This window comes from Microbacterium sp. Bi128, from assembly GCF_918698205.1.
Map to the genome: position 1 here is coordinate 1 of NZ_CAKKMM010000227.1, position 6,435 is coordinate 6,435.

Sequence of the window (6,435 nt, forward strand, 5' to 3'; positions counted from 1 at the left end):
CCTGGGAAGAAGACCTTGGGGAACACGAGGGCCGAGGCCACGGAGTAGATCGCGAAGTCGTAGTACTCCAGCGAAGTGCCGGTGAGGCTCGCGACATAGGCCTTGAGGGCACCAGGCGGGATCCTCCTCTTGCCGGCGGCCGGGGTGGCCTGATGCGGTGCTGCAGTCATGGTTTTCCTCCAGGTGTGCGGGGTGCTGCCTGTTGCTTGGGTTTAGGTGCGGGTGGTCCCGGCAGAACCGGGGTGTGAAGCGTGAAGCTGCGGCCTAGACGAAGGCGGCGGTGGTGATGTCTGCGGCGTTGAGCGCTTCGCGGACGGCAGCGGCCATGGCGACGGCCCCCGGGGAGTCACCGTGCACGCAGATGCTTTCGGCGCGGATTTTCAGGATGGAGCCGTCGATGGTGCGGATGGCGGAATCGGTGGCCATCCGGAGGACATGCTCAGTGACGAGAGCGGGGTCCTCCAGCACGGCTCCGGGAAGCGTACGGGACACGAGGGTGCCGTCCGGGTTGTAGGCCCGGTCCGCGAAGGCTTCGGTCACCGCGCGGAGGCCGGCGGCCTCGGCCAGGCGCAGCACTTCCGAGCCCGGCAGGCCCAGGATGGGCAGGTTCGGGTCAACGGATTTCACGGCGTCGACGACGGCCTTCGCCTGGCCGGTGTGCGAGACGATCGCGTTGTAGAGGCCGCCGTGCGGCTTGACGTACTTGACCGTGCCGCCCTCGACGGCAGCCAGCGCCTGCAGCGCACCGATCTGGTAGACGACGTCGTCGGCCAGTTCGATCGGGTCGATGTCCAGGAAGCGGCGGCCGAAGCCGGCGAGATCGCGGTAGCCGACGTGGGCGCCGATCACGACGCCGGCGGCAACCGCCTCGCGGCAGGTCCGGCGGATGACGCTGGGGTCGCCCGCATGGAATCCGCACGCCACGTTGGCGCTGGAGACCGAGCGGAACATCGCCGAGTCGTCGCCCAGGGTCCAGCGGCCGAAGGACTCGCCAACGTCGCTGTTCAGGTCAATGCTTGCCATTTGTGATCCTCGTCTCATGATAGCCCCCTACTAGGATGCATCAATTTCTCGGATTGTTCAACAATCCGACGATTCAACATTGGGACAATCGTGTAGATTCGGCACTATGACCACTCCCGATGCAGCTGCCGGCTCTGCCCTAGGCGCAGCTGCGGCGCGGCTGCGCGTGGCCGTCCCCTCCGTGGCGGACCGGGTGGCGGCCGAGCTGCGCCTGCAACTGGCGGAGGGCCTGCTCCTGCCGGGAGCCCGGCTCACAGAGTCGACCATCGCCGAAGACCTGGGCGTCTCCCGCAACACGGTCCGCGAGGCCTTCGCCGAACTGGCGGCCGAGCGCCTGGTGGTCCGGCACCCCAACCGCGGCGTCTTCGTGGCCAGACTCGAGGCCGGCGACATCCACGACGTCTACACCGTGCGCCGCGCCATTGAAGTCAGTGCGATCCGCGGCGGCGGCAGCCCGGAGCGCGTGGCCGCGGTCCGCGCTGCCGTTGAAGAGGGCAAAGCCGCCGCCGCCGCCAATGACGAGGAGGGCCTGGGCAGCGCCAACCAGCATTTCCATGGTGCGATCGTGGCCCTGGCGGGCAGCCGGCGGCTGGACACGATCATGTCCCAAGTGCTGGCCGAGATGCGGCTGTTCTTCCACAAGGCCACCGTGGACGCGCACTTCTACCGGGGCTACCTGCCGGACAACGAGGAAATCTGCACAGCCCTGGAAGCCGGAGACCTGGACCAAGCCGGCGCGCTGCTGCTGGCCTATTTGAACCGGTCCGAGGAGCGCCAGGCCGCCGTCCACGGCGAGTGAACGATTCCATGGAATCGATTCCATGAATTGGTTTGAGCGCGAAAGGCGGCAGCAGTGATGGGAACATCCATCACATCAAGGACGTGGCGGCACTGGCCGGCGCCTCCCCCGCCACGGCGTCCAGGGTGCTCTCCGGAAACCCGGCAACCGCCGCCGAGTCCCGCCAGAGGGTGGCCGCCACCGTCACTCAGCTGGACTTCCGCCCCAACGCCCAGGCGCGCGCGCTCCGTTCCACCAGGACCAACGTCATCGTGACGGCAGCGCCCCTCAATTCCGCCCCTATGTACTGCGGCTTCGGGCACCGTCCCGCACCACCGAAGGAGCAGGTCCAATGAGCACGGTTTTTGTGGTCGGAAGCCTCAATATCGACCAGAACATCCGCGTCAGCGCCCTGCCCCGGGCGGGCGAAACCGTCCGGGGCTCGGACGCAACGTACAGCCCCGGGGGCAAGGGCGGCAACCAGGCCGTCGCGGCCGCCCGGGCCGGCGCCGCGGTGAGGTTCACCGGCGCCGTCGGCGACGACGCCCATGGCCGGCGGATTCTTGAGGTCCTCGCCGAGGCCGGCATCGATGCCGGCCACGTTCGGGTCAGCGGCACCGCCGCCACCGGAACGGCGGTCATCGCGGTCGATGACCAGGACGAAAACCAGATCATCGTGAGTCCGGGCGCGAACGCCGGGCTTACCGCCGCCGACGTCGAAGCGGGACTCGCCGGCGTCCAGCCCGGCGACGTCCTGGTCCTGCAGCTGGAAATCCCGACGGCGCTGGTCCGGCAGGCCGCGCGGACCGCGAAGAATCGCGGGGCATTCGTCATCCTCAACGCCGCGCCGGCCCCCCGGCAGATCGAGGCGCTGCTCGACGACGTCGACCTCCTGGTGGTGAACGAACAGGAAATCCAGGTTCTCGCGGCCCTCACCGGCCTGGCCGGAATCCAAGGAAACCACCGGGACCTGGTCATGTCGCTCCCGCCCGTCCTGGGGCCCGCCATCGTGTGCACCGCCGGCGCGGAAGGATCCTTCACCGTCGTCGACGGCAGTCCCGTGCACGTGCCGGCAACGAAAGTGGACGCCAGGGACACCACCGGAGCCGGCGACACGTTCGTGGGCTACCTCGCCGCATCCCTCGCCGGCAGCGACCGCGAGATGCCTGCGGCAATGCTCCACGCCACCCATGCCTCCGCTATCGCCGTGACGCGCCCCGGCGCTATGGAATCGATTCCATGGCGCGATGAAGTACCGGCATAGCCGCCAAACCCCGCAGCACCCCGCCTGAACGTCCCGCACTAAGTCCCATACGAAGGAGACCCATGAAAATCGCACTCGGCAACGACCACGCCAGCTGAACACCCGCGAAACCTGGGGCGCCAAGGAAAAGGCTGAAGTGGACGCCATCATCGCCGGCGAGCCGGCCGCCGCCGCGGAGGACCAGACGGCGCCATCGGCTGCCCGGTGGCCGCACAGCAAAGACCCGCAACAAACGTCCGACCGGGGCCGGCCTCTTGGAGGCCGGCCCCGGTCGCAGCAGTCTGGAGTATCCCGTGCTACTTTCCGGCCGCTACCGGGACCGGATGCTCTGCCGCCGGCTTCCCGGCGTCGACATCAGCCGCGGGCGGGGTTTTCAGTTTGAGACGCTCGATGATCGAGATCCCACCGCCCTTGCCGCTGCGGTTCTTGTTGAAGATGTCGAAGCCGACGGCGAGGAGCAGTACCAGGCCCTTGATGAGCTGCTGGTAGTCGGTGCCGAGGCCCAGGATCGACATGCCGTTGTTGAGGACACCCATGATGAGACCGCCGATCATGGCCCCTGCCACGGTTCCGATGCCGCCTGTGACTGCGGCGCCGCCGATGAACGCCGCTGCGATGGCGTCCAGTTCGAAGCCCGTGCCGCCGGCCGGCTGGGCGGAGTTGAGCCGGGCCGTGAACACGAGGCCGGCCAGTGCGGCAAGGACGCCCATGTTCACGAACAGCCGGAAGGTGACGACCTTGGTTTTGATGCCGGACAGCTCAGCCGCGTGCAGGTTGCCGCCGAGTGCGTAGGTGTGCCGGCCGAAGACGCTGTTGTTCATCAGGGCCGTGTAGACGATCACCAGGACCGCCAGCACGATCAGGACGATTGGGGTGCCCCGGTAGCTGGCGAGCAGGAAGGTGATGGTCAGCATGAGCAAGGAACGCGGTCTTTGTGGCGAACCAGGCCATCGGCTCGTTCTCGAGTTCGAACTTCTTGCGGATCCGGCGTTCCTTGACCGCCTGGATCACCAGCGCCAGGGTGGCGCCGACGCCAAGGATGACCGTCAGCCACTCCAGCACCGACGTGCCGCCGGAAATGTCCGGCAGGAAGCCGCCGCCCAGCGCCCGCAGTTCGCCGGGGAACGGCGTGATCTGCTGGTTTTTGAGAACGATCAGTGTCAGGCCGCGGAAAATCAGCATCCCGGCGAGGGTGACGATGAAGGCGGGAATGCCGACGTACGCGATCCAGTAGCCCTGCCAGGCACCCACCAGCGCGCCGATCAGCAGGCAGGCCGGAATTGCAAGCCACCACTCCCAGCCCCAGTGCACGATCATGACACCGGCACAGGCGCCGATGAAGCCGGCGACCGAACCGACGGACAGGTCGATGTGGCCGGCGATGATCACCATCACCATGCCGATGGCCAGGATCAGGATATAGCTGTTCTGGACCACCAGGTTGGTGACGTTCTGCGGCTCCAGCAGGATCCCGTCCGTCAGGATCTGGAACAGCAGGACGATCAGGATCAGGGCGACAAAGATGCCAACCTGGCGGAGGCGGCTTGTCAGGAAGCCCAGGGATTCTCGGAGGGCGGACATGTTCGCTATTCCTTCTCTTTGGTCATGTAGTGCATGAGGGTTTCCTGTGATGCTTCGGCGATCGGGACCTCGCCGGTGATGTGCCCGGCAGACAGGGTGTAAATCCTGTCGCAGATGCCCAGCAGTTCGGGAAGTTCGGAGGAGATCACAATGACCGCCTTTCCTTCCGCGGCCAGCTTCGCGATGATCGTGTAGATCTCAAACTTCGCTCCGACGTCGATGCCGCGGGTGGGTTCATCGAGGATCAGCACGTCCGGATCGGAGTACATCCACTTGCTCAGCACCACTTTCTGCTGGTTGCCGCCGGACAACTTGCCCGTGACGGCGGCAACCGAGGGGGCCTTGATATTCATGCTCTTCCGGTAGTCGTTGGCCACCACGGTTTCCTGGTTCTTGTCCACCCAGCCGCCCTTGACCAGCTTGCGCAGCGCCGCCATGGATACGTTCCGCTTGATGTCCTCGATGAGGTTCAAACCGTAGAGCTTGCGGTCCTCAGTGGCGTAGGCGATGCCGTGCTTGATGGCGTCGGAGACGGTGGAAGTGTTGATTTCCGTGCCGTGTTTGAACACCTTCCCCGAGGTGGCGGTGCCGTAGCTCCGTCCAAAGACGCTCATGGCCAGCTCCGTCCTGCCGGCACCCATCAGTCCGGCCAGCCCCACCACTTCCCCCTTGCGGACGTTGAGGCTGGCGTTGTTGACCACCACCCGGCTGTAGTCCTGCGGGTGCCTGACGGACCAGTCCTCGATCCGCAGGACTTCCTCGCCAATCCGTGGTTCCCGGTCCGGATACAGGCTTTCCAGGTCCCGGCCCACCATTCCGCGGATAATGCGTTCCTGGGTGATCTCGCCGTCGCCCAGGCGGAGGGTCTCGATCGTCTTGCCGTCGCGGATGATGGTGACGGCGTCCGCAACCTTGCGGATTTCGTTGAGCTTGTGGCTGATGATGATGCTGGTGACACCCTGGCCCTTGAGGTGCAGGATCAAGTCCAGCAGGTGGCTCGAGTCCTCGTCGTTGAGGGCTGCCGTCGGTTCATCGAGGATAAGGAGCTTGACCTCCTTCGAGAGTGCCTTGGCGATTTCCACGAGCTGCTGCTTGCCCACGCTGATGTGCTGGACGGGGGTGACCGGGTTTTCGCTCAGGCCCACCCGGGCCAGGAGTTTTGCGGCCTCCAGGTTGGTCTTGCGCCAGTTCACCCAGCCGCGGTTGGCCTGTTCATTGCCGAGGTAGATGTTCTCGGCGATGGACAGGTAAGGGCTCAGTGCCAGCTCCTGGTGGATGATCACGATTCCGCGCTTCTCGCTGTCGCTGATGCTGGAGAAATTGCAGGGTTCGTTTTCGAAGAGGATGTCGCCGTCGAAGGAGCTGTGCGGGTAGACGCCGGACAGGACCTTCATCAGGGTGGATTTCCCTGCGCCGTTTTCACCGCAGATGGCGTGGACTTCGCCGCGGTTCACCTGCAGGGTGACGTCCTGGAGGGCCTTCACGCCCGGGAAGGTCTTGGTGATTCCTCGCATTTGAAGAATGGGTGTGTTCATCGCCAATTCTCACTGACTGGTAGTACCTGAGACGTCCTGCGGCTGCAGGGGTCTACGGGAAAGGGTGGCGGCCCGGACTCGACGGCGGCCCGCCACCCTTCGACGTGGCTACTTGACGTCGGCCGCGGTGTAGTAACCGGAGTCGATGAGTTCCTTCTTGTAGTTCTCATTCGTGATGATGACGGACTTGAGCAGGTACGCAGGGACGACCTTGACCTTGTTGTTGTAGGTCTTGGTGTCGTTGCCCTCGGGTT

5 protein-coding genes and 2 pseudogenes are annotated in these 6,435 nt (G+C 65.5%); 3 read left to right on the forward strand and 4 right to left on the reverse strand.

The window, feature by feature from the left end:
* Both LQV45_RS15390 and LQV45_RS15395 read right to left on the reverse strand, forming a co-directional pair.
* Positions 1 to 170, reverse strand: a pseudogene (locus LQV45_RS15390) (MFS transporter); the annotation flags it as partial.
* 94 nt (positions 171 to 264) lie between these two features.
* Entirely contained in the window at positions 265 to 1,023 is a 759-nt protein-coding gene (locus LQV45_RS15395; RefSeq protein ID WP_230007788.1) for a LamB/YcsF family protein, read from the reverse strand.
* A 106-nt stretch (positions 1,024 to 1,129) separates the two neighbouring features.
* On the opposite strand from LQV45_RS15395, the gene LQV45_RS15400 reads away from it, so the two are divergent.
* The 3 genes from LQV45_RS15400 to LQV45_RS15410 are packed head-to-tail and all read left to right on the forward strand — an operon-like array spanning position 1,130 to position 3,065.
* Positions 1,130 to 1,822 carry a GntR family transcriptional regulator gene (locus LQV45_RS15400; RefSeq protein WP_230007789.1) on the forward strand — a complete coding sequence of 231 codons (693 nt, stop codon included), beginning with the start codon at positions 1,130 to 1,132 and terminating at the stop codon, positions 1,820 to 1,822.
* 32 nt (positions 1,823 to 1,854) lie between these two features.
* Positions 1,855 to 2,157, forward strand: coding sequence for a LacI family DNA-binding transcriptional regulator (locus LQV45_RS15405; protein ID WP_230007790.1), 303 nt, complete (start codon positions 1,855 to 1,857; stop codon positions 2,155 to 2,157).
* Positions 2,154 to 3,065, forward strand: coding sequence for a ribokinase (locus LQV45_RS15410; RefSeq protein WP_230007791.1), 912 nt, complete (start codon positions 2,154 to 2,156; stop codon positions 3,063 to 3,065). The genes LQV45_RS15405 and LQV45_RS15410 overlap by 4 nt, the downstream gene beginning before the upstream one ends.
* Positions 3,066 to 3,361: 296 nt before the next feature.
* Here LQV45_RS15410 and mmsB read toward each other — a convergent pair.
* Both mmsB and mmsA read right to left on the reverse strand, forming a co-directional pair.
* Positions 3,362 to 4,646: pseudogene (mmsB, locus tag LQV45_RS15415) on the reverse strand (multiple monosaccharide ABC transporter permease).
* A 5-nt stretch (positions 4,647 to 4,651) separates the two neighbouring features.
* Positions 4,652 to 6,181 (reverse strand): multiple monosaccharide ABC transporter ATP-binding protein, encoded by a 1,530-nt coding sequence (mmsA, locus tag LQV45_RS15420; RefSeq protein WP_230007792.1) that lies wholly within the window; start codon positions 6,179 to 6,181, stop codon positions 4,652 to 4,654.
* Positions 6,182 to 6,435 lie beyond the last annotated feature (254 nt).